Here is a 494-nt window from a genome sequence, read left to right on the forward strand (position 1 = left end):
GCCTGTCTCGTGGGCTCGGAGATGTGTATAAGAGACAGAACACAAGCAGCGAAGCGATCAAACCAGCGGTCGACGAGTAGTAGCCCCCCGATACGCTGAAATCTCCGCCCTCATCTGCCCACGCCAAAAACTCACAGCGCGACGGCCCAGCCAGCTCTTGCGGCGTAGCGTTGAGCCCCACACTGCTGCCTGTCTGCGCCCCCGTCATCCGCAGCGGCGGTCGATTGAACCACGACCGAACAAAACGTTGGGAGCTAGTGTCCGTCCACGCAGGACCAGCGATGGGGCGGGCCATGCCGACAAGGGTCTTCGTGTTGTCGCCGGTCATGATCTCAACGCCCTCGTTACCGGCTGTGGTGTCGGTAGAGTGTCCGTTCGTCGACGCTACGAGAGCGTTGACTGTGCCGCCGCTTTGCGTGGCGTAGATGTAGTAAAGCGTTCCAGCGGTCAGCCCGGTCGCCGCGAGCGTGACACCCGCTGACGGAATGATGCAG

General features: G+C 61.9%; 1 protein-coding gene. It reads right to left on the reverse strand.

Features of this window, described 5'->3' with window-relative positions; genetic code table 11:
• On the reverse strand, window positions 1-494 hold a 494-nt coding region (locus OO70_RS56560), incomplete at both ends, for a hypothetical protein (protein WP_234337161.1).

The sequence above is a fragment of the Streptomyces xylophagus genome (assembly GCF_000716435.1).
In the GTDB taxonomy this organism is placed as follows: domain Bacteria; phylum Actinomycetota; class Actinomycetes; order Streptomycetales; family Streptomycetaceae; genus Streptomyces; species Streptomyces xylophagus.